Origin of the sequence: Phycicoccus avicenniae (assembly GCF_050496545.1) — a bacterium.
Lineage (GTDB): Bacteria > Actinomycetota > Actinomycetes > Actinomycetales > Dermatophilaceae > Phycicoccus > Phycicoccus avicenniae_A.
Map to the genome: position 1 here is coordinate 25,719 of NZ_JBNVZV010000018.1, position 25,038 is coordinate 50,756.

Consider the following 25,038-nt stretch of genomic DNA (forward strand, 5'->3'; position numbering starts at 1 on the left):
GTTCCAGCCGGCCGTGGTGCACGGCCACAGGAACATCGGGGCTTCCCGGTGCGGGCGAGGGGAATGGCCGATGGGTGCTCGTCGGGTCGTCGTGGGGATGGTCGCTGCCGCCGTGGGGGTGCTCGGGCTGCTGCCCGCGTCCGCCTCGGCGGCCGACGACCTCACCTGTCCGGTGCTCATTTCGGTCACCGCGCCGACCTCGCCGGTGGGGCCGGGAGAGACCCTCGCCCTGGACGTGCGGGCGACGGACGACGTCGAGCTCGCCTCGGTCCTCACGCGCTGGAGCAAGGTCGACCGCCTGAAGTCCGCGCTGACGGTCTCCTCGGCCGTGGGCGATCCCGGGACGGTCAGCACGGTGGTCGCACCGACCCAGGGTGACGGCGAGTACCGGCTGGACTACGTCGACCTGCGGGACGCGGCCGGGAACCGGGTCCGGTACACCGGCGAGCGCTTCACCTGCGACCCGGTGACCCGGGTCACGACCAGCGGTCCCCACACGGTCGACCTCGTCAGCCCCTCCTTCGTCATCGCCGGGGCCACCGACCGCACGACGCCGATCCTGCTCGCCCTGCAGGTCCCGGACGTCGCCACGCTGAACCGGCCCACGCCGATCCGGTGGCGCGTCGCCGACAGCTCGCCCCCGCTCACGGTCCGCGCCGAGTGGAAGGCGACGGCCGTCGACGTCACGCCGGTCGTCTCGGTCACGAACGCACCGCTCGAGGGCTCCGCGGACCTCACCCTGGACGCGCCGTTCGATGTCCAGCTGCAAAGCGTCGTGGTCTCCGATGCGGTGGGGAACACATCGACCTACCTCCGCGACGGGTCGGTCCTGTACGCGTCGAGTCCGGGGCCCTCGGGGCTGCGGGTTCCCGGCGCGAACCCCTTCGACTTCTCCACGTTCGACGTCGACATCCTGCCGCTGGCGCCCGGTGTCCGGGTCCGTCCGGTGCCCGGGGGAGCCGTCCTCGAGGGCAGCGAGGCGCTCCAGCGGCCGGCCACCCTGCGGCTCACCCTCCAGCCGGGGAACATCATCCGCGAGGTGCAGGCGCCGGCGGACAGCCGGGTGCGGATCGCCGTCCCGGGTCTGTGCAACGGCGTGACCTACTCCTACACGGTGACGGCGACGAACGCCGCCGGAACGGGGCCGGCGGTGACGGGGGAAGTGGTCCCGAGGCTGTCGACGAACATCGCCGTCCTCCAGGACTTCACGAACGACCGGAAGGCCGACGTGGTCGCGCTGCAGCCGGAGGTGCCCGGGGCGCCGTTCGCCGAACGCGTCCGTCTCTATGCGACGGACGGCCGCGCGCACTTCACCGGGACGAGGACGCTGTCCGGACATCAGGGCTGGCGCACCATCGGCCCGGCGCATCCGGGGGGCTACTACCCCGAGACGCTCGGCACGTACCTGCGGGTGGACGAGGGCGGGGACCTCGTCGAGCAGAACGCCAACGTCCCACCCGTGACCCTCGGCCGGGGCTGGTCCTCGCTGCGGTCGCTGGACGGTGGGTTCGACCTCACCGGGGACGGGACGGGGGACATCATCGCCGTGGCCTCCGACGGGAACCTGCGGTTGTACGCCCGGACGCTGTCCGGGAAGGTGCTGCGGCAGAACGACATCGGGACCGGGTGGGGCTCGATGCTCGCGGTCTTCTCGGCCGGGGACCTGAACGGGGACCGGCGCAACGACGTCGTGGCTGCGGACGCCGCCGGTCGCTTGTGGCTCTACCCCGGGAACGGCCACGGCCGGGTGACGGCGCGTCGGCAGATCGGGTCGGGGTGGGCGGGCATGGGCTCGATCTTCGCGATGCGCGACTTCGACGGCGACGGGCGCGCCGACGTTGGTGCGGTGGCGATGGACGGTCGCCTGCTGATGTACCGGGGTACCGGCAGCGGCGGGCTGCGGCCCGGGGTCCGGGTCGGCACCGGCTGGCACGCCTTCTTCTGATCCTGCGGTGGCCGCTGCGAGTTCTCGCAGGACCCTCGGCAGGAGGGTCGGCCCGGTGCTACGTTCCAGCCGACCGTGGTGCACGGTCGCGGTCCGCCGGTCCGTCCGGCACGGGTGAGGGGATTACGCGGATGCGTGGTCGTCGTGTGGTCGTGGGGATGGTCGCAGGTGCCGTGGGGGTGCTCGGGCTGCTGCCCGCGTCCGCCTCGGCCGCCGAGGCCGATGCCCACCCGGTGCTGACCTCGGTCAGCGTCGGCACGGGTGCCGCGAGCCCCGGCAGCCCGGGGACGGTCGAGGTCGTGGCGACGGACGACGTCGGGATCGCCGGGGTCACCACCCGGTGGGTGAACCGGGACTCGCTCGGTCCGACGGCGGCGTTCGAGGTCGTGTCCGACCCCGCCACCGGTCGAGGCGAGTGGGTCGTCGCGCCCTCGTCGAGCGACGGCCCCTGGCAGCTGGACTCCGTCGCGCTCGTCGACACCGCGGGCCAACGTGCGACCTACTACGCCAACGGTCAGCTGGTTCGGAGCCGGGTCCCGGTGGCCCAGCACACGGTCGACCTGGGGGGCGCCGTGGTGCGGGTCTCCGGCGCCACGGACCGGTCGGGGCCGATTCTGGAGGGCGTGGGTTCGCCGTCGGCCAACCCGCTCCCGGGGGAGGAGGTCTCGGTGCCCTACCGGGTCACCGACGTCAGCCTGCCGCTGCGGAGCGTCACCTTCACCTGGTGGACCCCGAGTTCCGGCACGGCCAGCGCGACCCTGTCCCCTGCACCGCCGTCCGGGACGGTGCGCCTGCGGCCCACCGAGGGTGGCCTGCACGTCCTGCGGAGCGTGACGATGGTCGATGCCCAGGGCATCACGACCGACCACGACCGCGCGGGCGGCGAGGTGGTGACGCGGGGCGCCGACCGCCTGTCCCGGCCGAACCGGCTGCTCGACTTCGCCCCTGCCGACGTCGGCGTGCGCCCCGACACCCCCGCGACCACCGTCCGCCCCCGCCCCGGCGGGGCCTTCGTCACCGGCTTCACCCGGGCGATGACGGCCCTGCGGGTCGAGGTGACAGGTGGCGGGAGCGTCGTGGAGGTCCCTGCGGCACCGGGGGAGGAGGGCCGGGCCACGGTTGGTGGACTCGCCAACGGCCGCTCCACCCAGCTCGTCGTCCGGGGGATCAACGCCTACGGCGCCGGCCGCCCAGCCACGGTGTCCGTCACGCCGGTCCTCGCGCACTCCGTCGCCGCCGTCCCGGCCACGGGCCCGGGCCGGCGCCTCGACGTCATCGCCCACCGGTGGTGGCGAGCAGATTCCGACCCTGACGCGCACTACGCCTACCCCGCGACCGGGACCGGGCGGCTCGCCGGGACGAAGACCCTCGTGGGGCACTCCCGGTGCGAGGACACCGGACCCGCTGACCTGCTCGAGGCGGGGGTCGGCGACATCCTGTGCGCCCGGACCGACGGCCGCCTGACCTCCATGGCTCCGGGACGGGGCGAGCAGGTGGTGGGCTCGGCGGGTTGGGACCGCATGCGCTGGATCGACGGAGGGTTCGACCTGGACGGTGACCGCCGGGCGGACGTCGTCTCGATGCGACCCTCCGGCGAGCTGGTCCTGTTCCGCCAGACCACGAAGGGACTGCTCGCGGCCCCGACCCGCATCGGCACCGGCTGGCAGTCGATGATCTCGGTGTTCTCGGCGGGGGACCTCGACGGGGACCGGCGCAACGACGTCGCCGCGGTCGACACCGCCGGCCGGTTGTGGCTCTATCCCGGCAACGGCAGGGGAGGCGTGTCGCCGCGTCGGCAGATCGGGTCGGGCTGGCAGGGCATGGGCTCGATCTTCGCGATGCGCGACTTCGACGGCGACGGGCGCGCCGACGTCGGCGGGGTGGCGATGGACGGCCGCCTGCTGATGTACCGGGGCACCGGCACCGGTGGGTTGCGGCCCGGGGTCCGGGTCGGCACCGGCTGGCACGCCTTCTTCTGATCCCGGGGTAGGTGCTGCGAGTTCTCGCAGGACTGCTGGGCGGTTGCGCCCCCGGGTGCTACGTTCCAGCCGGCCGCGGTGCGCGGACGTGGGAGCGCCGGTCCGTCCGGCGGATGCGAGGGGAATCGCCGGTGAGAGCTCGTCGGGTCGTCGTGGGGATGGTCGCTGCTGCCGTCGGGGTGCTGGGCCTGCTGCCCGCGAACGCCGTTGCGGCAGAGGTCGACACCGCCCCGCCGGTGTTACGTTCGGTCGCGTTCTCCGCGGCGCGGGCCCAGCCCGGGCAGCAGCTCCTGGCGTCCGTGGACGCCACCGACGACGGAGCAGTGGCATCGGTCTCCTTGGCGCTCTACGAGGCCACCTCCGGCCAGTCCGGGACGTGGCGGTCCACCACGCCGACCCAGCCCATCACGCTCGCCGTCGGCACCAACTGGGCCGATGGTGACTGGCGGGTGCAGCGCGTCGTCCTCTTCGACGCTGCCGGGAACCGGGCGGTCTACTCCTTCGACGGTCGGCTCGACACCACCCCGGCCACGACCTCGACCCACGGCGTGGACCTGCGGGGGCCGGTCTTCACCGTCTCCGGGGCCACCGACTGGAGCCCGCCGGTGCTGGAGGCCCTGACCCCGGGAGCGGTGGCTCCGGGGCAGCCCCGGGCGGCCGGCCTCGCCTGGCGGATCGACACCCGGGGGCGTGTCATCTCCTCGCTGAGCTCCACGTGGATCTCCGCCGAAGATCCCGCGCACCCGTTCTCCTCGTCGGTCACGAACCCGACCGCTTCGGGGTCGGCGACGGTGACGCTGCCCCGCGGGGGGCGGTGGCACCTGCGCTCGCTCGAGCTCGTCTGGTCGGGGCGGCAGACGGCCTACCTCGACTCCGGTGAGTTCCAGCCGGACCAGGGTGCGCCGCCGCTGCACCACGACCTGGACTTCGCCGCCCTGGACCAGGTCGTCGCGCCCGATGCCCCGCTCGTGTCGGTGGTCCCGCGTGCCACCAAGGTCTCGACGTATGTCGACACGGTCCCCGGCCGCGCCGAGGGCGTGACCGGGTACCGGGTCACGGTGCAGCCGGCGGATGTCGTCCGGGTTGTACCGGTGGCGCAGGCCGGTGCCGACGGCCGGCTGGCCGTGGACGTCGCCGATCTGCCCAACGGGGTGGAGCAGACGGTCTCGGTCACCTCTCTCAGCGGGTACGGAACGAGCGCAGTGGCCACCCGTCGTGCTCGCCCGGTCCTCGCGAGCACTGTCGCGGCCATCCCGAGCTTCATGTGGTCCTCGGACCTCGTGGCGACCCGCCCTCTCGGGACGACGACGGACACCAGCGTCTTCAGCTACGAGTCGACCGGCAGCGGTGGGCTCAGGGGTCCGTTCCTGATGCGCGAGAACTCCGAGTTCAACAGCCTCTGCCAGTCGCTCGTCGCGTTCTCCTTGGGGAAGGACACTCCGGGGACCCCGCTCTGCCAGCGCGACGACCTCGCGCCGGTCGCCTACTACGGCACGCCGCCGATCATCGGTGCCCGAGGGTGGTCGGTCATGCGCTTCGTCGACGGTGGGTTCGACCTGACCGGGGACCGCCGGGCCGACATCATCGCGGTGGACCCAGGGGGGCAGCTGCGCCTGTACGCCCAGTCCACGACGGGCTCGCTCGTCGCCCGGCCACGAATCGGCACCGGGTGGCAGTCGATGATCTCGGTGGTCTCGGTCGGGGACCTGACCGGTGACCGGAAGAACGACATCGCCGCCGTCGATGCCTCCGGTCGGCTCTGGCTGTACCCGGGCAACGGTACGGGCGGGGTCACGGCTCGCCGGCAGATCGGGTCGGGCTGGCACCGGATGGGTGCCCTGCTGGCGCTGCGGGACTTCGACCACGACGGGCGGGTCGACCTGGGTGGCATCACGTCGACCGGGGACCTGATGCTCTACCGGGGTACCGGGACCGGCGGCGTCCGTCCGGGCGTGCGCATCGGCACGGGGTGGCAGCGCTACCTGTGACCAGTCGCTCGCGCCTCAGTCGCCTCGCCGTCCTGGGCGCCGTGCTCGTCACGGCCGGGCTGGGGACCACGCCCGCGGCCCTCGCCGCCGCCGACCTCACCTGCCCGGTCCTCACGTCGCTCACCGGGCCGCCGGGTCCGGTGCACCCGGGTGAGTCCGCGGCCATCCACCTCGAGGTCTCCGACGACGTGGCCGTCGCCCGGACCGGGGCGACCCTCCGCAAGGTCGGCGAATGGGGCGGCGCGCTCTGGCTCGCGTCCGCTGCCGGCGCACCAGACCTGCTGCGAACCGAGGTGACGCCGACGAGCTTCGACGGCGAGTACGCCGTTTCCTCCGTCGAGGTCCGGGACGCCGCGGGCAACCTGGCGGTGTACGACACGACGACCACGACCTGCGTCACGACGGACGGGCGCACGGTCAGGACGCCGACCACCGTCGACCTGGGCTCGCCGCGCCTGCACATCGCAGGAGCGACGGACCGCACGGTGCCCGTGCTCCTTGGGGTCGACGTGCCGGCCACGACGGACCTCGACACCGCGACCACCATCGGCTGGCACGTGTCGGAAGCCGGCGGGGAGCTCGCCTCGATCCGCATCGTGTGGCGTGATCCCTCGACGGCCGAGGTCGTCGTCTCCGCCCAGGACGTCCCCGTCGACGGTTCCGGACGGCTGACGTTGCGCCACCCCGGCCGCTCACAGCTCGTGTCCGTCCGCGTCACGGACCGAGCGGGTAACACCTCCCTCTACTGGCGCGAGGGTGTCGTGGACTTCTCGAACCCGACCGAGGGATGGTTCATCACGCGGAAGCACTCGCTCGACTTCTCCCAGTTCGACATCGGCACCCCTCCGCGGGTGCCGTCCGTGACCGCGAGGGCCACGCCGGGAGGGGCGCTCCTGTCGATGGGCGACAGCCTGGGCCGGGCGGCCACCCTCCGGCTCTCGGTGGAGCCCGGGGGCATCGTGCGCCAGGTCCGGGTCGGCCAAGGCTCGACGCTGGTCCGGCTCGACGGCCTCCGCAAGGGCGTCGCGTACACGTGGGCCGTCACGGCCTCGGACGAGTACGGGACCAGCCCGGCGCGTCGGGGATCCTTCATCCCCCGGATGTCGACGAACATCGCCGTGCTGTCCGACGTCACCGACGACCGGCGGCCCGACGTCCTCGCGCTCCGCCGGTGGGACGGGACCGACCTGTCCCACACCCTGCGCATCTACGCCACCGACGGCCGGTCACGGTTCACCGAGGCCTGGACGGAGGCCACCGACGCGAAGTGGAGCAGCATCGCGTCGGCCCGTCGTGACAGCCGCAACTCCTCCGCCCTCGGCACCTACGTCCGGGTGGAGAAGGACGGCGACCTGGTCGAGGACAGTCCGTGGGTCCGGCCCGTGAAGCTCGGTTCCGGGTGGTCCTCCCTGCGGTCGCTGGACGGTGGGTTCGACCTCACCGGGGACGGGACGGGGGACATCATCGCCGTGGCCTCCGACGGGAACCTGCGGTTGTACGCCCGGACGCTGTCCGGGAAGGTGCTGCGGCAGAACGACATCGGGACCGGGTGGGGCTCGATGCTCGCGGTCTTCTCGGCCGGGGACCTGAACGGGGACCGGCGCAACGACGTCGTGGCTGCGGACGCCGCCGGTCGCTTGTGGCTCTACCCCGGGAACGGCCACGGCCGGGTGACGGCGCGTCGGCAGATCGGGTCGGGGTGGGCGGGCATGGGCTCGATCTTCGCGATGCGCGACTTCGACGGCGACGGGCGCGCCGACGTCGGTGCGGTGGCGATGGACGGTCGCCTGCTGATGTACCGGGGTACCGGCAGTGGCGGGCTGCGGCCCGGGGTTCTGGTCGGCACTGGCTGGAACATGTACTTCTGAGCCCACGTGCCGACGGGCGTGGCGCGCTTGCCTCACGGGTTACCCGCCAGTAGGTTCAACGGCATGCCGTTCGACCCGCAGTCCCTGACCACCGCCACGCCCGCCGAGTTCGTCGCGGCGGTGAAGCAGGCCTCCGACGGCGACATCCGCGACGCCTTCGCCGGCGAGCACCGCACGACGCTGCTCGACGCGGTGTTCGAGCGCTTCCCCGAGCAGTTCCGCGCCGACAAGGCCGGCGACCGCAGCGCCCGCATCGACTTCCGCGTCACCGGTGGGCCGGGCGACTCCAGCGACACCTACGCCGTCGTGGTCGACCACGGCACGTGCACCGTCGAGAAGGCACCGACCGCCGAGCCCGACCTCTCGCTGATGGCCGGCCCCGCCGAGTTCCTCAAGCTGATCTCCGGCACGGGCAACCCGGCGATGATGTTCATGATGGGCAAGATCAAGGCCCGCGGCGACCTCGGTCTGGCCTCCGCCCTCGCGAACTGGTTCGAGACCCCGAAGGCCTGACCCGGCCGGAGCCCGGGCGCGAGCCTGTCGTCCCACCGTCAGGAACCTCGTCGGTGCCGGCGATCTGCGGCCGTCCGCGACATAGCGTGGCGGTATGTCACTCGTCACGAGCTCCGGCTACGCCCACGTCCGCCTCACCGTCACCGACATCGAGCGCTCGGTCGCCTTCTACGACCGCGTCTTCGGCTGGGACAAGGCGGTGGACGCCCGCGAGCACCAGGGCGAGCCCGGGCTCGAGGAGGCTCCCGAGAAGTTCTACGGCGGGGTCGTCTACCAGACCCCGCAGGGCAGCCTGTTCGGCCTGCGTCCGGTCGGCTCCCAGCCCTTCCGCTCCGACGTCACCGGTCTGGACCACGTGAGCTTCGCCGTCGCCTCGCGAGCCGACCTCGACGCCGCCGCGCAGGCCCTCGGCGACTCCGGCATTCCGCACGGGGAGATCATCGAGCTCGCCGACGCCGGCATCGCCATCCTGTCCTTCCAGGACCCCGACGACGTCAACCTCGAGCTCACCTCCCCGCTCGACTGAACCTCCGTCCGGAGAGGATCCGCGATGTCGGGTCCGGCGAAACGGCTTGACCCTCACGCGACGTCAGGGCCCACCGTGGATGACATGACCACGACGAGCCAGCAGACTGACCGGGTGGAGCTGACCGTCGGGCAGGTCGCCGAGACCTACGGCGTCACGGTGCGCACGCTGCACCACTACGACGCCATCGGCCTCGTCGTCCCGTCCGCGCGCACGCACTCCGGGTACCGCCTCTACACCGAGGCGGACCTCGCCCGGCTGGCCTCGGTCGTCACGTACCGCCGGCTGGACCTCCCCCTCGACGAGGTGAAGGACCTGCTCGACGGCGACGGGAGCGCCGAGGAGCACCTGCGCCGCCAGCGCGCCGTGGTCGTGTCCCGGCTGGGCGAGCTCGAGGAGCTCGTCTCGGCCATCGACCGAGCACTGGAGAGAGAGATGAACGAGCAGCCCGCCACGACCGATGACCTCAAGGAGCTCTTCGGCGACGGTTTCAGCGAGGAGTACCAGCAGGAGGCGCAGGAGCGCTGGGGTGAGACGGACGCCTGGAAGCAGTCCAAGCGCCGCACCGACTCCTACACGAAGGCCGACTGGGAGGCGGTCAAGGCCGAGCAGGAGGCGGTCGGTGCCGAGCTCGTCGCCGCGATGCAGGCCGGCGAGCCGCCGACGTCGCAGCGGGCGATGGACGCCGCCGAGGCGCACCGCGCCCAGATCGAGCGGTGGTTCTACGACCTCGACCACGCCTTCCACCGGAACCTCGGGGACATGTACGTCTCGGACCCGCGGTTCACGGCCACGTACGAGGAGCAGGCCCCGGGCCTCGCGCAGTACGTGCGCGACGCCATCCACGCCAACGCCGACCGTCACGAGCAGGGCTGATCCCTTCTGCCCCAACCGTCGACAGAACAGAACACGCCGTGTGCGCCCGGGTGCACACGGCGTGTTCTGTTCACTCGACGGGGTGCTCGGGTGCTCCGGAGACGGCCGCGGGCCGGGCGCGGGTACTAGGACCAACGCCCGATGGTGGGTGTCCGTGCGACCGGGTGACTCTTCTCCATGTCGGGCCGATCCGCGGCCCCCGTCCTCTGGAGGACATCATGCGCAGCTCCCTCTCCCTCCGCCGGGTGGCCGCGGTCGGCATCGTCGGCACCGCCCTGGTCGCCGGCACCCTCCCCGCCGCCTCCGCCAAGGCGCCCACCTACAAGGCGTCCGGCACCTGCAGCCAGGGCGCCGCCTGGAAGATCAAGGCCAAGGCCGACGACGGCCGCGTCGAGGTCGAGTTCGAGGTCGACTCCAACCGCACCGGCCAGGCCTGGGCGTGGACGCTGCGCGACAACGGCGTCAAGGTCTCCTCCGGCACCTCCCGGACCGTGGCCCCCAGCGGGTCCTTCAGCGTCGAGCGTCGCATCGCGAACCGGGCCGGCAAGGACACCATCACCGCGACCGCCACGCACGCCGCCTCCGGCCAGAAGTGCAACCTGCGCGTTGTCTTCCCCGGCTGAACGCCCCCCTGCCACACTGCACGCAAAGGACACATGACATGAAGCGCATCGCACTCATCACCGTCGGGGCCGCCGTGGCGGTCACCCCCGCCCTCGTGGGGGTGCTCGGCAACGCCTCCTTCGCCGAGCGCCTGCCCGTCCGGGCCCCGGTGAGCGCCACGTCGTCGGCCAGCCCGTCGGCCACCCACTCCTCGGACGACCCCACGTCGCACGACGCCGGCGACGACCACGGCGGCGACCGCCCGCGCGGCGAGTCCGACGACCCCGCCTCGCACGACGCGAACGACGACCACGGCGGCGACTCGGGCAACTCCGGCAAGGGCTCGGCGAACTCCGGCGAGGGCTCGACCAGCTCCGGCCGCGGCGGCTCCGACGACCCGGCCACGCACGACGCCGGCGACGACCACGGCGGTGACTCCGGCTCGAGCGGCGGCTCCACCGACTCGGGCAGCGGCTCGGGCAAGGGCGGCTCCGGCTCCGGCCGCGGCGGGTCCGACGACCCGGCCACGCACGACGCGGGCGACGACCACGGCGGGGGTTCGGGTGGCCACGGATCCGACGACTGAGATCCCCCTGACGTCCCCGGCCGGACCTGCCCCGGCCGGGGCCTCGGGGCGTCCCCACCCGACCGAGGAGGAGGACCGTCCCTCGCTCCTCGACCGCCTCGCACCGGTCGGTGAGGCGCGGGACACGGGGGACGCGCCGCTGCCGTGGACGCTCGTCTCCGACCCCACTGCTGCCGAGGACCGCATCCCGCCGGTGCGCCCGCGGCGCGTCATCACCCAGCTCGTCGGCGGCATCGTCGCGGCGATGCTCGTCGTCCTGGTCCTCGGGGCCGTCGCGGCCAGCACGCTCGCCGAGCGCGAGGCGGTCAACGACGCCGCGTCGATGGCCTCCGTCCTCGCCGAGGCGGTCGTCCAGCCCAACCTCACCGACGCCCTGATGAACGGCGACCGCGCGGCCGCCGACGCCTTCGGGGCAACCCTCGAGCGCAGCCTCGACCCCGACACCGTCGTGCGGGTCAAGCTGTGGCGCCCCGACGGCTACGTCCTCTACGCGGACGAGCCCCAGCTCATCGGGCGCACCTTCTCCTTCGACGACGACCAGCGCGAGGCCCTCGACGGCCCCCAGACCGTCGCCGAGGTCTCCAGCCTGGACTCCAGCGAGAACGCCTTCGAGAGCGGCGACAAGCTCGTCGAGGTCTACCGGCCGGTCTGGACCAAGGACGGGCGCACCGCGCTGTTCGAGATCTACGTCTCGTACCAGCCCGTCTCGGCACGCACGAGCCAGCTGTGGCGCGGGTTCGCCGGGGTGACGGCCAGCAGCCTCATCCTCTTCGTGCTCATCGTCATCCCCCTCGTGCTCGCCCTCACCCGGCGGCTGCGCGATGCCGAGTCGCAGCGGGTCGCGCTGCTCCAGCGGGCCGTCGACGCGTCCTCGGACGAGCGACGGCGCATCGCGGCGACCCTGCACGACGGTCCGGTGCAGGAGCTCGCGGCGACGTCGTTCACGGTCGCCGGCGCCTCCGCCACGGCCTCGACCCGCGGGGACGCGGTGCTCGCCCGCGACCTGGATGCCGCGGCCAGCGCGGTCCGGGCCAGCATCCGTTCGCTGCGCACCCTCCTCGTCGACCTGCACCCGCCGAGCCTGTCCCGCTCGGGGGTCGTGGCCGCCCTGGCCGACCTGGCCCAGTCCGTGCGCGCCGACGACGTCGTCGTCCGGCTCGACACCGACTCCGACGACGTCCTGGCCCTCACGCCCGACGCGTTGCGCCTGGTCCACCGCGTCGCCCAGGAGTGCGTCCGCAACGCGGCCAAGCACGCCGGGCCGGCCGACGTCCTCGTCTCGCTGCACCGCACCGGCCCGGGGAGCGTCGTCCTCGAGGTGATCGACGACGGCCGGGGCTTCGACGCCGAGGAGGTCCTGGCCCACCCGGAGGCCGGTCACCTCGGGACGCAGCTGCTCGCGGAGGCCGCCTCGGTGCCCGGGTCGCGGCTCCGGGTCGCGACCGCCCCCGGTCAGGGGACACACTGGCGGCTCGACCTCGACGGACCGATGGGGGAACGCGCATGATCAGGGTGCTCGTCGCCGACGACCACCAGCTCGTGCGCGCCGGCGTGCGCACCCTCCTCGACGCCGAGCCCGACATCACCGTCGTCGCCGAGGCGCGCGACGGTGCCGAGGCGGTCGAGTCGGCCGTCGGCACCGACCCCGACGTCGTCCTCATGGACCTCTCGATGCCCGGCGTCGACGGCGTCGAGGGCACCCGCGGTGTCCTGGCCCGCTGCCCCGACACCCGGGTGCTGGTGCTGACGAGCTTCTCGGACCGCGAGCGGGTCCGCGAGGTGCTGGCCGCCGGCGCCATCGGTTACGTCCTGAAGGACTCCGAGCCGGCCGACCTGCTGTCGGCCGTGCGTGCGGCCGCGGCCGGGCACGTGCCCATCGACCCGCGGGTGGCGGTCGCGCTGCTGCCGGCCTCCGGCGACCCGGTCCGCGACGGCGTCGTCGCCGGGCTCTCCCCGCGCGAGACCGAGGTGCTGCGCCTCGTCGCGCAGGGCCTGGCCAACAAGCAGATCGCCCGGGCGCTCGGCATCACCGAGCGCACGGTCAAGGCCCACCTGGGGCGGGTCTTCCGGGAGATCGGGGTCCTGGACCGCACCAGCGCGGCGCTCTGGGCCCGGGACAACCTGCCCTCGACCTGAGCCCCACCCCGGCAGCACCCTCACGGAAAACCTCGGGACGCACCCTCCGCTGGACACTGTATACAGGATACGGTTCCCCGATCCGTTGCTCGTCCCCGCCGGAGGAACCCCATGTCCCGCAGACCCCTCGCGCTCGTCTCCGTCGTGACCGCCGCCGCCCTCGCCCTCGTGGGCTGCTCGGCGGTCGGCCAGCAGGGAGGGGGTGGCGCGTCCTCCGGGGGAGGGGGCTCGAGCGCCGCCGGCGAGGACGTCTTCGGCGACCCCGCCGACCCCGGAGCCGTCAAGGCCGGCGGCACCCTGACGATGGCGCTCTCGGCCGAGCCGGACCAGCTCGACCCGGCGCTCTCGCGCAGCCTGTACTCGCGCTACGTGTTCCACGCGATGTGCCAGAAGCTCTACGACACCGACGAGAAGGCGCAGATCGTGCCCCAGCTCGCCACCGACCTCCCGACGACGAGCGAGGACGGGAAGACCGTCACCATCCCGGTGCGCACCGGAGTCACCTTCGCCGACGGCACCCCCTTCGACGCCTCGGCCGTCGCGGCGAGCATCCAGCGCGAGCTGACCCTGCCCACGAGCGCCCGCAAGAGCGAGCTCGGGCCCATCGAGAAGGTCGAGGCCAAGGACGCGAGCACGGTCGCCATCAGCCTGTCGGCGCCGTTCGCGCCGCTGACCGCGGCCCTCACCGACCGGGCCGGCATGATCGTCAGCCCGAAGGCCGCCAAGGCCCTCGGCGAGGACTTCGCGTCCGCCCCGGTGTGCGTCGGGCCGTTCAAGTTCTCGAAGCGGACGCCGCAGACCTCGATCGAGCTGGTCAAGGACCCGAAGTACTACGACGCCGACAAGGTCCACCTCGAGGGCATCACCTACCGCATCATCACCGACGCCAGCATCCGCGCGGCCAACCTGCGCTCCGGCGACGTGCAGGTCGCCGACTCGCTCTCGGCGCAGGACGCCCCGGCCATCGGGTCCGAGGAGGGCCTTCAGCTGCTCCAGTCGAACTCGCTCGGCTACCAGGGCCTGACGATCAACGTCGGCAACACCCAGGGCGTCGGCAAGCCGGTCGGGACGGTCGACACCCTCGTCGGCAGCAAGCCCGAGGTGCGCCGGGCGCTCGCGATGTCGATCGACCGCGAGCAGCTCATCAAGGTCGTCTTCAACGGCCTGAACAGCGCGGCCTGCTCGCCGGTCTCGCCGACGACCGAGTTCACCTCCGACGCGGCGCAGGCGTGCGAGGAGCACGACCCGGCCGGAGCCAAGAAGGTGCTCGCCGACGCCGGTGTGAAGACCCCGGTGTCGGTCGAGATGATCACCTCGAACAACCCGGACAGCCTGCGCCTGGCCCAGGCGCTGCAGGCGATGGTCAAGGAGGGCGGCTTCGACCTGAAGATCCAGCCCGTCGAGTACGCGAGCCTGCTCGACCAGCAGGACCGCGGCGACTTCTCGCTCCTGCAGCTCGGCTGGTCCGGGCGGATCGACCCCGACGCCAACATCACGAACTTCGTCGGCACCGGGGGCAGCCAGAACGTCAGCGGCTACAGCAACGCCACCGTGGACGGGCTGCTGGAGAAGGCCCGCACCGAGAACGACACCGCCGCACGCCGCGACCTCTACGGCCAGGTCGTCGGAGAGCTCGAGAAGGACAACCCGATCATCTACCTCTACCGCCAGCGCAACCTCACCGGCGTCTCGGACACCGTCAAGGGCGTCCAGGTGTTCCCGGACGGCGTCATCCGCGTCGGGTTCTCCGGCTTCGCCAAGTAGGCCGGGATGGCCCGCTACCTCGCCACCCGGGCGTGGCAGTCCCTGCTGACCCTCGTGCTCGCCGCGGTCGTCGTCTTCCTCGGCATCCGCGCGCTGCCGGGCGACCCCGCCCTCGCCCTGGCGGGGGAGGACCGGAGCCCGGAGGCGCTGGCCGCCATCCGGTCCGAGTACGGCCTCGACCAGTCGCTGCCGATTCAGTTCTGGCAGTACGTCTCCCGCACGGTGCGGGGTGACCTCGGAACCTCGATCCGTACCGGCGAGCCGGTGAGCGAGATGCTGCGCACCGCGCTCCCGGTCACCCTGGAGCTGTCGGTCCTGGCCATCCTCATCGCGACGCTGCTCGGCGTGCTGGCCGGTGTCGTGGCGGCCGTGCGCCGGGGGCGGCCGGAGGAGTGGGTGGCCAACGCGCTGGCCCTCATCGGGCTGTCCGTGCCGCACTTCTGGCTCGGCCTCGTCGCGATCCTCTACCTCGCGGTGGCCACGAACCTGTTCCCCGCCAGCGGGTTCGTACCCCTGACCCAGGACCCGATCGCGAACCTGCACCACCTCGTGCTGCCGTCGGTCATCCTCGGCACCGGGCTGGCGGCGGTCATCATGCGCCAGACCCGCTCCTCGATGCTCGACGCGCTCTCGGCCGACTACGTGCGCACGGCCGAGGCGAAGGGGCTGCGCCCGCGGGTCGTCATCACGCGGCACGCGTTGCGCAACAGCCTGATCGTCGTCGTGACCATCGTCGGCCTGCAGCTCGGCGCGTTGATCTCCGGGGCCGTGGTCACCGAGCAGATCTTCACCCTCCCCGGCTTCGGGAAGCTGACCATCGACGCGGTGTTCCAGCGCGACTACCCGGTCATCCAGGCGGTCATCCTCGTCACGGCGACGTCGTACATCGTCATCAACTTCGCGGTGGACCTCCTCTACTCGGTCATCGACCCGCGCGTGCGGGTGGCAGGAGAGCCGTCATGAGCGTCGATCCCGTTCTCTCCGAGGCGCCCACGGACGCGCCGGCCTCCGGCACCGCGGTCCGGGCTGCGGGCGGGCCCCGGCGCCGCGTCCTGCGCCGGCTGCTGCGCAACCCCCTGGCCGTCGTCAGCGGCGTCGTGCTCGTGCTCGCCGTCCTGGTCGGGCTGCTGGCTCCCGTCATCGCGCCCTACACGGCCGAGGCCACCGACTTCGGGGCCACCCTCGCGCCGCCCGGCACCCCGGGTCACGTCCTCGGCACCGACGACCTCGGCCGCGACGTGCTCAGCCGCATCATGCTCGGGATGCGCGCCTCGCTGCTGGTCGCCGTCCTCGCGGTCGTCACGGCCATCGGCATCGGGGTGCCGCTCGGCCTGCTCGCCGGCTACTTCCGGGCCGTCGACGGCGTCATCTCCCGGCTCACCGACCTGATGCTCGCCTTCCCGTTCCTCATCCTCGCCGTCGGCCTGGCCGCGGTGCGGGGGGCCAGCCTCGGCAATGCGGCCGTCGCCATCGGCATCGCCCAGATCCCCGGGGTGATCCGCGTGGTGCGCTCGGACACGCTCCGGCTGAAGTCCCTCGACTTCGTCGCCGCGGCGGTGGTCGACGGCGCGAGCGACCTGTGGGTGCTCGTGCGCCACGTCCTCCCGAACGCCACGTCGGTGGTGCTGGTCCAGGCCACGGTCGCCGTCCCCGCCGCGATCCTCGGCGAGGCCGTGCTCTCCTTCCTCGGGCTCGGCATCCAGCCGCCCGACCCCAGCCTCGGCACGATGCTCGCCGCGGCCCAGCCGTTCGCGGCCCGGGCCCCGTGGAACGCCGTGATGCCGGGGCTGGCCATCATGCTGCTCGCCCTGTCCTTCAACGTGTTCGGCGACAGCCTGCGCGACGCGCTCGACCCGAGAGGCAGCCGCCGATGACCACCTCCAGCATGGAGCAGCGGGCGGCCGCCACCGGGGACGCCGTCCTCGAGGTGCGCGACCTGTCGGTCACCTTCGGCACCGAAGGCGGCTCGGTGAGCGCCGTCGACTCCGTCGACCTGACCCTCGGCCGGGGCGAGATCGTCGGCGTGGTCGGCGAGTCCGGGTGCGGCAAGAGCGTGACGGCGATGAGCCTGGCCGGCCTGCTGCCGCGCAGCGCAGACGTCACCGGCTCGGTGCGCCTGCTCGGCGAGGAGCTGGTCGGGGCACCGCCGGCGCGGGTGCGCGCCGCCCGCGGCCGCGAGATCGCCTACATCTTCCAGGAGCCGATGTCCTCGCTGAACCCGGTCCTCACGGTCGGCCGGCAGATCTCCGAGGTCCTCGAGGTGCACGAGCGGCTGTCCGGCGCGCGGGCGCGGGAACGGGCCGTCGAGCTGCTGCGGCTGGTCGGCATCCCCTCGCCCGAGCGTCGGGTGAAGCAGTACCCGCACGAGCTCTCCGGTGGCATGCGTCAGCGGGTGATGATCGCGATGGCGGTCGCCTGCGACCCGACGGTGCTCGTGGCCGACGAGCCCACGACCGCCCTCGACGTGACCGTGCAGGCGGGCATCCTCGACGTGCTGCGCGGCCTGCGGGACCGGCTCGGCACGAGCATCCTCGTCATCACGCACGACCTCGGCGTGATCGCCGACCTCGCCGACCGCGTCGTCGTCATGTACGCGGGCCGGGTCGTCGAGCGGGCGGGTATCGACGAGCTGTTCGCGCGGCCTCGCCACCACTACACCTCCGGGCTCCTCTCGGCCTCACCGGTGCCCGGCCGGCACGCGTCGGAGAACCACCGGCTCCAGGAGATCCCCGGGCTGGTGCCGGTGCTCTCCGAGCAGCCGGACGCCTGCACCTTCGCCGACCGCTGCCCCGCCGCCACCGAGCGGTGCCGTTCCGCCGCACCGCCGTTGGAGCGCGTGGCCCCCGGCTCGTCGCACGAGGTGGCCTGCTGGCACCCGCACGACGGGTCGGACGGGACCCGTGCCGCCACCGAGGAGGACTCGTGACCGCCGCCACCCCCGACGCCCCACCCGCGGGCGCACCCGTCCTCGAGCTCGAGGACCTCGTGATGCACTTCGGCCCGGTGCGCGCCGTCGACGGCGTCTCGATGTCCATCGCCCCCGGCCGGGTGACCGCCCTCGTGGGCGAGAGCGGCTCGGGCAAGTCCACCGTCGGCCGCTGCGTGGTGAGGCTGCTGTCGCCGACCTCGGGCACCGTCCGGCTCGCCGGGACCGACGTCACCACCCTGTCCCGCCGGGCGATGCGGGCGCACCGGCGCGACGTCTCCATCGTCTTCCAGGACCCAGCCGGGTCGATCGACCCGCGGATGCTCGTCGGCGACGTGGTCGCCGAGCCGCTGCGGCTCCAGGGCCGGGCCGGGAACCGCGCCGACCGCACCCGCCGCGTCGCCGAGCAGCTGGAGCGGGTGGGACTGAACTCCTCTGTCGCGCAGCGCTACCCGCACGAGCTGTCGGGTGGTCAGCGGCAGCGGGTGAGCATCGCGCGTGCCCTGGTGTCCGAGCCGCACCTCCTCGTGGCCGACGAGCCCACGAGCGCCCTCGACGTGTCGGTGCAGGCGTCGGTGCTGAACCTGCTCGCGGACCTCCAGCGCGACATCGGCTTCGCCTGCCTGTTCATCACCCACGACCTGTCCGCCGTCGAGTACCTCGCCGACGACATCGCCGTGATGTACCTGGGCCAGGTGGTCGAGACCGGCACGCGCGAGGAGGTGTTCGCGCACCCGCGGCACCCGTACACCCAGGCCCTGCTCGCGGCGGCGCCGGTCGCGGACCCCGTGCGCCAGCGCGAGCGTGTGCGCGTGCTGCTCGGCGACGACCTGCCCTCGGCGATCGACCCGCCCAGCGGCTGCCGCTTCCACACCCGGTGCCCCGTCGCCGTCGAGCGGTGTGCGACGGTCGTCCCGGCCCTGCGCCGGGTCGGCGGCGGCACCGTCGCCTGCCACCTCGTCGAGGACGACGGCACCGGGCCCGACGTCCGCGACCAGCCCCACGAGACCGGAGACCCTGCATGACCTTCACGACCCGACCGACCCTCGAGGGCACCTTCGGCATGGTGTCCTCGACGCACTGGATCGCCTCGCAGGTCGGGATGCGTCTCCTCGAGCGCGGGGGCAACGCCTTCGACGCCGCCGCCGCAGCGGGTTTCGTGCTGCACGTCGTCGAGCCGCACCTCAACGGCCCGGGCGGCGACATGCCGGCGATCGTCGTCACCGCCGACGACCCGACGCCCCGGGTGCTCTGCGGCCAGGGTCCCGCACCGGCCGGGGCGACCATCGAGCACTACCGCTCCGAGGGGCTCGACCTCGTGCCCGGCTCCGGCCCGCTCGCCGCTGCCGTGCCCGGTGCTGTCGACGCGTGGCTGGCCCTCCTGCGCGACCACGGCAGCCTGCCGCTCGGCGAGGTGCTCGGCCCGGCGGCCCACTACGCGCGCCACGGGCACCCCGTGCTGGAGTGCGTGAGCGCCACCGTCGAGCGGGTGGCGGACCTCTTCACCGAGGACTGGACCACCTCGGCCGACCTCTGGCTCGACGGCGGCCGCGCCCCGGCCCCGGGGTCGCTGCACCGCAACCCGGCGTGGGCCGACACCCTCGACCGGCTCGTCGCCGAGGCGGAGGCGGCCGGTGGCGACCACGTGCGCCAGGTCGAGGCCGCACGCCGGGCCTGGTCGCAGGGTTTCGTCGCCGAGGCCATCGATGCGTTCTCGCGCAAGCCGTTCCGCGACTCCAGCGGTGAGCGGCACGGCGGGCTCGTCACGGGCCAGGACATGGCGTCGTTCGGCGCCACGTGGGAGGCGCCCGTCACCCTCGACTGGCGCGGGCACACCGTCTGCAAGACCGGGGCGTGGGGGCAGGGCCCGGCGCTGCTCCAGGCGCTCGCCACGCTCGACGCCCTCGACCCCGACACGGTGCCCGACCCCGGTACCGCCGACGGCGCCCACGTCGTCGCCGAGGCGATGAAGCTCGCCTTCGCCGACCGCGAGGCCTGGTACGGGGACGTCGACGACGTGCCGCTCGACACCCTGCTGTCCCCGGCGTACGCCGCGGAGCGCGCCGCCCTGGTGGGGGAGCGCGCCTCGCACGACCTGCGCCCCGGCTCGCCCGACGGCCGGACGCCGCGGCTGGCCGCCCACGCGCAGGGCGGCACCGCCCCGGCCGCCGGCGACGCGACGACCGGCGAGCCGACCGTCGAGCGCAGCGGGCTGACCCGCGGCGACACCTGCCACGTCGACGTCGTCGACCGCTTCGGCAACATGGTCTCGGCCACCCCGAGCGGTGGCTGGCTGCAGAGCTCGCCGACCATCCCCGAGCTCGGGTTCTGCCTCGGCAGCCGGATGCAGATGTTCTGGCTCGACGAGGGGCTGCCCTCCTCGCTCGCACCCGGCCGCCGGCCCCGCACGACCCTCACCCCGACGGTCGTCCTGCGCGAGGGCCGGCCGTTCATGGCCTGCGGCTCGCCCGGCGGGGACCAGCAGGACCAGTGGCAGCTGCTCTTCCTCCTGCGCACGCTCGGCCTGGGGCAGGGGCTCCAGGAGGCCATCGACGCACCGGCCTGGCACACGACGAGCTTCCCGGGGTCGTTCTGGCCGCGCACCAGCGAGCCCGGCGTCCTCGTCGTCGAGGAGCGGCTGGGGGCCGAGGTCGTCGCCGACCTCGAGGCCCGCGGCCACGACGTGCGGGTCGAGGGCGCCTGGAGCCTCGGCCGGCTGTGCGCCGTCACCCGCGAGGAGGACGGCGTGCTGCGCGCCGGCGCGAACGCGCGCGGGATGCAGGGCTATGCGGTCGGTCGCTGACCGCCGCCGCCGGCCTCAGGAGGAGGCGGCCGCCAGGCTCGCGGTGGCGGCCTCGGCGGCGGCCGCCACGTGCTCGCGCGCGGCGGCCTCCGCGCCGTCGGCGTCCCCGGCGGCGATGGCGTCGACGAGCCGGATGTGCTCCTCCCACGAGTGCGGTGCGCGCACCGCGGCCCCGAGCTTGAACACCCAGTGCACGTGGAGGTACAGCGAGGCCGACATCGTGAGCATCCACCGGTTGCCGCTGATCTCGATGACGCGCATGTGCAGCGCGCTGTTCAGCTCGGCGACCTGCGAGAGGTCGTCGGAGTCGGTGGCCTCGCGGGCCTGCTCGAGCAGCCGGCGCAGGTCGGCGACGTCCGCGGGCTGCGCGCGCTCGGCGGCCAGCCGCGCGGCGACCGTCTCGAGGCTCGCGCGGACGGCGAAGAGGTCGGCGACGGTGGAGGGGTCCGGCGCCGCGACGACCGCACCGCGGCGAGGGGTGAGCGAGACCAGGCCGTCGGCCTCGACGACGCGCAGCGCCTCGCGGACCGGGTTGCGCGACACCCCGAAGTCGACGGCCAGCCGCTCCTCCGTGAGCCGCTGCCCGGGCGGGTAGTACCCGTCGACGATCCGCCGGCGGAGCTCGGCGAGCACCTGGTCGCGCAGCGCGAGGTGGCTCCCGCCGATCGTCTGCTCCCGCACCACGGGCCGTCCTCCGTCCTGTCCGGAGGGTGGTGCCTCCACCGCTTCCGTCCCTGACCGTATACGAAAGACAAGAGGGTGAGACCCCTGTTCCCGATGACCGGCCCGAGCCCCGTCGCCACCGTCGCCGGGGTGGCGCCCGGCCACTGGCTGCTGGCCGTGAGCCCCGTCGTCGTCCTGCTCCTGCTCGTGCTGTGGGGCCGGCTGCCGATGGTGCTCAACGCCGGGGTCACGGTGCTGTGGGCCGCCCTCGTCGCGGCCGTGTGGTTCGGGGCGGACGCCGAGACGGTGCTCGTCGGGTTCGGCAAGGGCGCCTGGGTCGGGCTCTGGATCCTCTACGTCATCGGGCCGGCCCTGCTCATGCACCACCTCGCCACGCGGGTGGGGATGGCCTCGCTCGGGCGCGTGCTGGCCGGCATCCTCCCGACCCGCACCGAGAACGTCCTCCTCCTCGCGTGGGTGCTGCCCTCGTTCATCCAGGGGGTCTCCGGGTTCGGCACGCCGATCGCGGTCACGGCACCGCTGCTCCTCGCCCTCGGGGTCGGCACGGTGCGGGCCGTCGCGCTGCCGCTCGTCGGGTACCACTGGGCCGTCGGCTTCGGCTCGATGGGCTCCTCCTTCTACATCGGGGCGCTCACCGCCCACCTCGACGGCGCCGAGACCGCGGAGTACGCGGCCGCCGCCGCCCTCGCCCTGGGCGTCAACTGCCTGCTGTCCGGGGTCCTCGTGGCGCTGATGTCCGGCGGTCGCGCCGCCCTGCGCGAGGCGTGGCCGATGCTCGTCACGGTCGGCCCGGCGATGGCGCTCGTCCAGGCCGCGGCCAGCCGCGTCGAGCCCGGCATCGGCGCCCTGTGCGGGGGCGCGGCCGGCGTCCTCGTCGTCTTCCTGCTGCGGTGGCTGCGCGGCGGGCGGGACGCGGAGCACGCCCCCGACGTCGAGCCGGACGACCACGGCCGGGCCCGGGCCGCGGTGGTGCCGTACGTCCTCCTCGCCGTCGTGGCGCTCGCCGTGTTCCTGCCCCCGCCCGCGCGCGAGTGGGCCAAGGGCCACCTGCTCCTCGGGCCGTCCTTCCCGGCCACCTCGGCCGGCGACGGGGTGCGCACCGCCGCCGTCGACACCTACAACCCGATCGCCCTCGCCGGGCACCCCGGCACCTTCCTCCTGCTCGCCTCCCTCGGCAGCGTGCTGGTCTGGCGGCTGCGCGGGCGGTGGCCGCACGGCTCGTGGCCCCCGGTCCTGCGGGGTGCGCTGGCCCAGCTGCGCAAGTCGGCGCCGGGGGTGGTCCTGCTCGCGGCCGTCGCCGGCGTGCTCGTCGACAGCGGGATGGTCACCACCGTCGCCCGCGGTGCGGCCGCGGCCGCCGGCGGGGCCTACCCGGTGGTGGCACCGTTCGTCGGGGCCCTCGGCTCGTTCGTCACGGGCTCGACGACGAGCTCGAACGCGCTGTTCTCGGCGCTCCAGGGCGAGGTGGCCACGCTCATCGACGTGCCGCGCGCCGACCTCCTCGCCGCGCAGCTCGCCGGCGGCAACATCGGCAACTCGCTCGCCCCGGTGGTCATCGTCCTCGGCCTGAGCGCCGTCGGGGGTGACCGCTCCTCGGCGGGGAAGGTGCTGCGCGCGACGCTGCTCCCGGCCGCCGTGCTCCTGGCGGCGACGGTCGCGACGACGAGCGCGGTGGTGGCCCTGCACGGCTGACGGCGCGCTGGCCTAGGCTCGCGGCGTGAGCGGACGGGACGGGGTGTTCATCGCCTTCGAGGGCGGCGACGGCGCGGGCAAGTCGACGCAGGTGCGGCTCCTCGCCGAGGTCCTGCGCGCCCGCGGCCGCGAGGTGCTCGTCACCCGCCAGCCCGGCGGCACCGCGCTCGGCGTGGCCATCCGCGACCTCGTCCTCCACGGTGACCACGTCTCGCCCCGGGCCGAGGCACTGCTCTTCGCCGCCGACAAGGCGCACCACGTCGACCTCGTCGTCCGGCCCGCGCTCGCCGCCGGGCAGGCCGTCCTCACCGACCGCTACACCGACTCCTCGGTCGCCTACCAGGGCGCCGGCCGCGACCTCGGCGCCGACGAGGTCCACGACCTGCAGATGTGGGCCGTCGGCGACCTCGTCCCCGACCTCACCGTCGTCGTCGACGTCTCCCCCGAGGAGGGGCGGCGCCGGCGCGGCGAGGTCCACGACCGGCTCGAGGCCGAGGCCGACGCCTTCCACGCCTCCATCCGCGAGCACTTCCTCGCCGTCGCCCGCGGCAACCCGCAGCGCTACCTCGTCGTCGACGGCACCCGCCCGGCCGAGGAGATCCACGCCGAGGTCGTGGCCCGCGTCGAGGCCCTGGGCGCCCTGGGGCCGGCGGCGGAGGGGTCGCTGTGAGCGTCTGGCGCGACGTCATCGGCCAGGAGCAGGCCGTCGCCACCCTCGAGCGGGCGGTCCGCGACCCCGCCTCGATGACCCACGCCTGGCTCTTCACCGGCCCGCCGGGGTCCGGCCGGTCGGTCGCCGCGCGCGCCTTCGCCGCCGCGCTGCTCTGCCCTCAGGGTGGCTGCGGCGAGTGCCGCGAGTGCCGCACGGCGCTGGACGCCACGCACGCCGACGTCGACGTCATCGCCACCGAGGGCCTCTCGATCAAGGTCGAGCAGGCCCGCGACCTCGTCGCCCTCGCCGCGCACCGGCCCTCGGTCGGGCGCTACCGGGTCATCGTCGTCGAGGACGCCGACCGGCTCACCGAGCGCGCCGCCGACGCGCTGCTCAAGGCCCTCGAGGAGCCCACGCCCCGCACCGTGTGGATGCTGTGCGCCCCGTCGGTCGAGGACGTCATCATCACCATCCGCTCGCGCTCGCGGCACGTGCGCCTGCGCACCCCGTCGGTCGAGGCGGTCGCCGACCTGCTCGTGCGCCGCGACGGCGTCGACCACGCGATGGCGCTCTACGCCGCTCGGGCCGCCCAGTCGCACGTCGGGCTGGCCCGGCGGCTCGCCCGCGACGAGCACGCCCGCATCCGGCGCCACGACGTCGTCGCGCTCGCGGCCCGCATCACCTCGGTCGGCGAGGCCGTCGGCGCCGCCCAGGACATCATGACCATCGCCGCCGAGGAGTCGGCCGCGGCATCGGGGGAGCGCGACGCCGCCGAGAAGGCGCGCCTGCTCGAGGTGCTCGGGGCCGACGCCACGGCCCGCACCCAGCCGCCGCACATCCGCTCGCAGGTCGCCGCCCTCGAGCGGGAGCAGAAGGCCCGGGCCACCCGGTTCACCCGCGACGTCGTCGACCGCGCGCTCGTCGACCTGCTCTCGGTCTACCGCGACGCCCTCGTCCTGCGCACCGGCGCCGGCACGGCGCTGGTCAACGAGGACGGCCGGCAGGTCGTCACCCGGGTCGCCGAGGTCCTCACCGCCGAGCAGGTCCTCGCCGCGATGGACGCGGTCGGCACCGCCCGCGAGCGCATCGGCGCCAACGTCGCACCGCTGCTGGCCCTCGAGGCGATGGCCCTCGACCTGCGCCTTCCGCGCTGAGCGGCGGGAGGCCGCTCGCTCACCAGGTGCCGGGTCCGGGAGGTCGGTAGGGCGCCCGGTCGGCGCCCGCCTCGTCCTCCGGGGCCCACGGGTCCTCGCCGCGCTCGAGGGCCGCGGCGCCGGCTTCGGCGCGGGCCCGCTCCTCGGGCGAGAGCTCGTCGAGGTCATGCATCCCGCGCTCGACGAGCGGGGTCATCATCGCGTCGAAACCGTCGTCGCGGGCGAGGTCGCGCAGCGACGCCCGGCCGGCCAGCACCTCGTCCATCCGGCGGCGCAGGGCCGGGTCGTCGGCGCGGTCGCGCAGCACCTCGAGCGAGCGGCGCAGGTGCCGTTCCATGGCGGC

The 25,038-nt window shown here is 74.0% G+C and carries 22 protein-coding genes; 20 read left to right on the top strand and 2 right to left on the bottom strand.

The window, feature by feature from the left end; all coding sequences use genetic code 11:
* The first annotated feature begins 70 nt into the window (after positions 1–70).
* The 17 genes from ACQZ2A_RS14765 (at position 71) to ACQZ2A_RS14845 (ending at position 20,513) form a co-directional block, all read left to right on the top strand.
* A complete protein-coding gene (locus ACQZ2A_RS14765) occupies positions 71–1,945 on the top strand; it encodes an FG-GAP repeat domain-containing protein (RefSeq protein ID WP_430212513.1) in 1,875 nt (624 codons plus the stop codon).
* Positions 1,946–2,076: 131 nt separating this feature from the next.
* Positions 2,077–3,924 (top strand): FG-GAP repeat domain-containing protein, encoded by a 1,848-nt coding sequence (locus ACQZ2A_RS14770; protein ID WP_430212515.1) that lies wholly within the window; start codon positions 2,077–2,079, stop codon positions 3,922–3,924.
* A 131-nt stretch (positions 3,925–4,055) separates the two neighbouring features.
* Entirely contained in the window at positions 4,056–5,912 is a 1,857-nt protein-coding gene (locus ACQZ2A_RS14775) for an FG-GAP repeat domain-containing protein (protein WP_430212518.1), read from the top strand.
* Complete coding sequence (locus ACQZ2A_RS14780; protein ID WP_430212520.1) at positions 5,909–7,780, top strand: FG-GAP repeat domain-containing protein; 1,872 nt, start codon at positions 5,909–5,911, stop codon at positions 7,778–7,780. Before ACQZ2A_RS14775 ends, ACQZ2A_RS14780 begins: the two co-directional genes overlap by 4 nt.
* Positions 7,781–7,843: 63 nt before the next feature.
* Positions 7,844–8,293 carry an SCP2 sterol-binding domain-containing protein gene (locus ACQZ2A_RS14785; RefSeq protein ID WP_430212523.1) on the top strand — a complete coding sequence of 150 codons (450 nt, stop codon included), beginning with the start codon at positions 7,844–7,846 and terminating at the stop codon, positions 8,291–8,293.
* Between the two features lie 94 nt (positions 8,294–8,387).
* Complete coding sequence (locus tag ACQZ2A_RS14790; protein WP_430212526.1) at positions 8,388–8,819, top strand: VOC family protein; 432 nt, start codon at positions 8,388–8,390, stop codon at positions 8,817–8,819.
* Between the two features lie 84 nt (positions 8,820–8,903).
* Positions 8,904–9,695: a MerR family transcriptional regulator gene (locus tag ACQZ2A_RS14795; RefSeq protein WP_430212529.1), complete on the top strand. Its 792-nt coding sequence runs from the start codon at positions 8,904–8,906 to the stop codon at positions 9,693–9,695.
* Between the two features lie 218 nt (positions 9,696–9,913).
* Positions 9,914–10,318: a hypothetical protein gene (locus ACQZ2A_RS14800; protein WP_430212532.1), complete on the top strand. Its 405-nt coding sequence runs from the start codon at positions 9,914–9,916 to the stop codon at positions 10,316–10,318.
* A gap of 38 nt (positions 10,319–10,356) precedes the next feature.
* The gene (locus tag ACQZ2A_RS14805) at positions 10,357–10,884 is read left to right on the top strand and encodes a hypothetical protein (protein ID WP_430212535.1); all 528 of its coding nucleotides are present in this window, start codon (positions 10,357–10,359) and stop codon (positions 10,882–10,884) included.
* Positions 10,862–12,391, top strand: a complete 1,530-nt coding sequence (locus ACQZ2A_RS14810) for a sensor histidine kinase (RefSeq protein ID WP_430212537.1) — start codon at positions 10,862–10,864, stop codon at positions 12,389–12,391. Before ACQZ2A_RS14805 ends, ACQZ2A_RS14810 begins: the two co-directional genes overlap by 23 nt.
* On the top strand, positions 12,388–13,020 hold the full coding sequence (locus ACQZ2A_RS14815) for a response regulator (protein WP_430212540.1): 633 nt from the start codon (positions 12,388–12,390) through the stop codon (positions 13,018–13,020). Before ACQZ2A_RS14810 ends, ACQZ2A_RS14815 begins: the two co-directional genes overlap by 4 nt.
* Before the next feature lie 111 nt (positions 13,021–13,131).
* Complete coding sequence (locus tag ACQZ2A_RS14820) at positions 13,132–14,784, top strand: ABC transporter substrate-binding protein (protein WP_430212543.1); 1,653 nt, start codon at positions 13,132–13,134, stop codon at positions 14,782–14,784.
* Positions 14,785–14,790: 6 nt separating this feature from the next.
* The gene (locus ACQZ2A_RS14825) at positions 14,791–15,747 is read left to right on the top strand and encodes an ABC transporter permease (RefSeq protein WP_430212546.1); all 957 of its coding nucleotides are present in this window, start codon (positions 14,791–14,793) and stop codon (positions 15,745–15,747) included.
* A complete protein-coding gene (locus ACQZ2A_RS14830) occupies positions 15,744–16,658 on the top strand; it encodes an ABC transporter permease (RefSeq protein WP_430212549.1) in 915 nt (304 codons plus the stop codon). The genes ACQZ2A_RS14825 and ACQZ2A_RS14830 overlap by 4 nt, the downstream gene beginning before the upstream one ends.
* Entirely contained in the window at positions 16,655–17,710 is a 1,056-nt protein-coding gene (locus tag ACQZ2A_RS14835) for an ABC transporter ATP-binding protein (RefSeq protein ID WP_430212551.1), read from the top strand. The genes ACQZ2A_RS14830 and ACQZ2A_RS14835 overlap by 4 nt, the downstream gene beginning before the upstream one ends.
* The gene (locus ACQZ2A_RS14840) at positions 17,707–18,735 is read left to right on the top strand and encodes an ABC transporter ATP-binding protein (protein WP_430212554.1); all 1,029 of its coding nucleotides are present in this window, start codon (positions 17,707–17,709) and stop codon (positions 18,733–18,735) included. The genes ACQZ2A_RS14835 and ACQZ2A_RS14840 overlap by 4 nt, the downstream gene beginning before the upstream one ends.
* Complete coding sequence (locus ACQZ2A_RS14845; RefSeq protein WP_430212556.1) at positions 18,732–20,513, top strand: gamma-glutamyltransferase family protein; 1,782 nt, start codon at positions 18,732–18,734, stop codon at positions 20,511–20,513. Before ACQZ2A_RS14840 ends, ACQZ2A_RS14845 begins: the two co-directional genes overlap by 4 nt.
* A gap of 15 nt (positions 20,514–20,528) precedes the next feature.
* Here the strand turns inward: ACQZ2A_RS14845 and ACQZ2A_RS14850 are convergent, their stop codons facing one another.
* Positions 20,529–21,194: a GntR family transcriptional regulator gene (locus ACQZ2A_RS14850; protein ID WP_430212559.1), complete on the bottom strand. Its 666-nt coding sequence runs from the start codon at positions 21,192–21,194 to the stop codon at positions 20,529–20,531.
* A 96-nt stretch (positions 21,195–21,290) separates the two neighbouring features.
* Here ACQZ2A_RS14850 and ACQZ2A_RS14855 point away from each other — a divergent pair, with 96 nt between their 5' ends.
* The 3 genes from ACQZ2A_RS14855 to ACQZ2A_RS14865 are packed head-to-tail and all read left to right on the top strand — an operon-like array spanning position 21,291 to position 24,695.
* Entirely contained in the window at positions 21,291–22,889 is a 1,599-nt protein-coding gene (locus tag ACQZ2A_RS14855) for an L-lactate permease (protein ID WP_430212561.1), read from the top strand.
* A 25-nt stretch (positions 22,890–22,914) separates the two neighbouring features.
* Positions 22,915–23,559, top strand: a complete 645-nt coding sequence (gene tmk / locus ACQZ2A_RS14860) for a dTMP kinase (RefSeq protein WP_430212564.1) — start codon at positions 22,915–22,917, stop codon at positions 23,557–23,559.
* Positions 23,556–24,695, top strand: a complete 1,140-nt coding sequence (locus tag ACQZ2A_RS14865; protein WP_430212567.1) for a DNA polymerase III subunit delta' — start codon at positions 23,556–23,558, stop codon at positions 24,693–24,695. Before tmk ends, ACQZ2A_RS14865 begins: the two co-directional genes overlap by 4 nt.
* Positions 24,696–24,714: 19 nt before the next feature.
* On the opposite strand, the gene ACQZ2A_RS14870 is transcribed toward ACQZ2A_RS14865, so the two are convergent.
* Entirely contained in the window at positions 24,715–25,032 is a 318-nt protein-coding gene (locus tag ACQZ2A_RS14870; RefSeq protein ID WP_430212570.1) for a hypothetical protein, read from the bottom strand.
* Between the last annotated feature and the right edge of the window lie 6 nt (positions 25,033–25,038).

What these genes read in the sequence shown, in the direction of transcription:
- ACQZ2A_RS14765 (WP_430212513.1), top strand. Translation starts at nt 71, where the DNA reads ATGGGTGCTCGTCGGGTCGTCGTGGGGATGGTCGCTGCCGCCGTGGGG.
- ACQZ2A_RS14770 (WP_430212515.1), top strand. Translation starts at nt 2,077, where the DNA reads ATGCGTGGTCGTCGTGTGGTCGTGGGGATGGTCGCAGGTGCCGTGGGG.
- ACQZ2A_RS14785 (WP_430212523.1), top strand. Translation starts at nt 7,844, where the DNA reads ATGCCGTTCGACCCGCAGTCCCTGACCACCGCCACGCCCGCCGAGTTC.
- ACQZ2A_RS14790 (WP_430212526.1), top strand. Translation starts at nt 8,388, where the DNA reads ATGTCACTCGTCACGAGCTCCGGCTACGCCCACGTCCGCCTCACCGTC.
- ACQZ2A_RS14795 (WP_430212529.1), top strand. Translation starts at nt 8,904, where the DNA reads ATGACCACGACGAGCCAGCAGACTGACCGGGTGGAGCTGACCGTCGGG.
- ACQZ2A_RS14800 (WP_430212532.1), top strand. Translation starts at nt 9,914, where the DNA reads ATGCGCAGCTCCCTCTCCCTCCGCCGGGTGGCCGCGGTCGGCATCGTC.
- ACQZ2A_RS14805 (WP_430212535.1), top strand. Translation starts at nt 10,357, where the DNA reads ATGAAGCGCATCGCACTCATCACCGTCGGGGCCGCCGTGGCGGTCACC.
- ACQZ2A_RS14815 (WP_430212540.1), top strand. Translation starts at nt 12,388, where the DNA reads ATGATCAGGGTGCTCGTCGCCGACGACCACCAGCTCGTGCGCGCCGGC.
- ACQZ2A_RS14820 (WP_430212543.1), top strand. Translation starts at nt 13,132, where the DNA reads ATGTCCCGCAGACCCCTCGCGCTCGTCTCCGTCGTGACCGCCGCCGCC.
- ACQZ2A_RS14825 (WP_430212546.1), top strand. Translation starts at nt 14,791, where the DNA reads ATGGCCCGCTACCTCGCCACCCGGGCGTGGCAGTCCCTGCTGACCCTC.
- ACQZ2A_RS14830 (WP_430212549.1), top strand. Translation starts at nt 15,744, where the DNA reads ATGAGCGTCGATCCCGTTCTCTCCGAGGCGCCCACGGACGCGCCGGCC.
- ACQZ2A_RS14835 (WP_430212551.1), top strand. Translation starts at nt 16,655, where the DNA reads ATGACCACCTCCAGCATGGAGCAGCGGGCGGCCGCCACCGGGGACGCC.
- ACQZ2A_RS14845 (WP_430212556.1), top strand. Translation starts at nt 18,732, where the DNA reads ATGACCTTCACGACCCGACCGACCCTCGAGGGCACCTTCGGCATGGTG.
- ACQZ2A_RS14855 (WP_430212561.1), top strand. Translation starts at nt 21,291, where the DNA reads ATGACCGGCCCGAGCCCCGTCGCCACCGTCGCCGGGGTGGCGCCCGGC.
- ACQZ2A_RS14870 (WP_430212570.1), bottom strand. Translation starts at nt 25,032, where the DNA reads ATGGAACGGCACCTGCGCCGCTCGCTCGAGGTGCTGCGCGACCGCGCC.